General features: G+C 61.4%; 2 protein-coding genes. Both read left to right on the forward strand.

The window, feature by feature from the left end; translation table 11 throughout:
* The first annotated feature begins 6 nt into the window (after positions 1-6).
* The gene (locus AC1DNF_RS35650) at positions 7-327 is read left to right on the forward strand and encodes a response regulator (RefSeq protein WP_478153645.1); all 321 of its coding nucleotides are present in this window, start codon (positions 7-9) and stop codon (positions 325-327) included.
* A gap of 402 nt (positions 328-729) precedes the next feature.
* Positions 730-1,088 (forward strand): hypothetical protein (locus AC1DNF_RS35655; RefSeq protein WP_478153644.1); only part of this gene is annotated, 359 nt, incomplete at its 3' end.

The raw sequence follows: 1,088 nt of genomic DNA on the forward strand, positions 1-1,088 counted from the left end.
CTTCGAGTGGTTGGGCACACATCAACGGAGGCCGCGGCCGTCCTGTGGTTGCTGTCGAACCCTAACAACTGGGACCTTGTAGTCCTAGACCTGCTCCTGGCACACAGCAATGGGTTGCGCGTTCTTGCCGCGTGTCGGGTGCGCAGTTGGAGCCAGCGAATGGTGGTKCTCACCAACCATGCGACGAGGGAAATTACGAATAGGTGCCAGGACYTGGGAGCAAGCGYCGTCTTTGACAAGTCCACCGAGATCAAAGCGCTTCTTGCGTATTGCCGGCGGCAGTGCGAAACATCACTCTCAGTTGACGGTGTCGGCGGGGCCAACTGAGCACCTGCGCTGGGACAAGAAATGCCACTCGACCTTCTCGCTCAATTGGCCGAAGGAGCCCTGCCAGCGGTGTTTTGGGACTGCCGGGACATCGCGAAGGTTGGCTTCCTACTGTCGATGGACTTCGTCATCGGATGCATGCCCACGCAGGTATACGACAGTGCAGGTTGGCGGTACAAGGGTCAAGCGGTAGTGTCGGAAATCACCGCGAAGGGTCATGCAGCAATCAGGTCGCGGCTGCGTCGTAAGTGCCAGGGCGCTGAGCCTCAACTGCCACCCTTTCAAGCGACATCTAGGAGGCATCACTCAGCCTGAAGTGCCTCTCTGAACCCACCCTCCGCGGCTTCTGCGGGGTCGCGCTCCTTGTGGACGGGCCATACCGCGCCGGGATAGGATCGCGCCATGGAAGACGAGAACGATGCCCCGGTTGGGCGCGATCCGCGGGCGGCCTTCTATGCCGTGGCCGTACAGGTGGGTCTGATTCGCGATGGCGACCCGCTCGACCGGAACCTAGTCGACTTCGCCATCGGTGTGGTCGGGCTGTGCGCGGACATCGGCGACGGCTACACCATGGAGCACGGTGCCAGCGCCGGCGAGCACATCAGGGCGGAACTGTCACCTTTCGGCGTAATGGAGCCACCAGTTTTCGGCATATTGGAGCCGGCTCTAACGAGGTTGAAGGGCACCATCGAAGGTCTCAAGCTTGAGCGGTTTTGGCCTCACTGGCAAGACGCTGGCGGATCACAGCCGGCAGTTGGCGC

The organism is Variovorax sp. 01T432 (genome assembly GCF_056398605.1).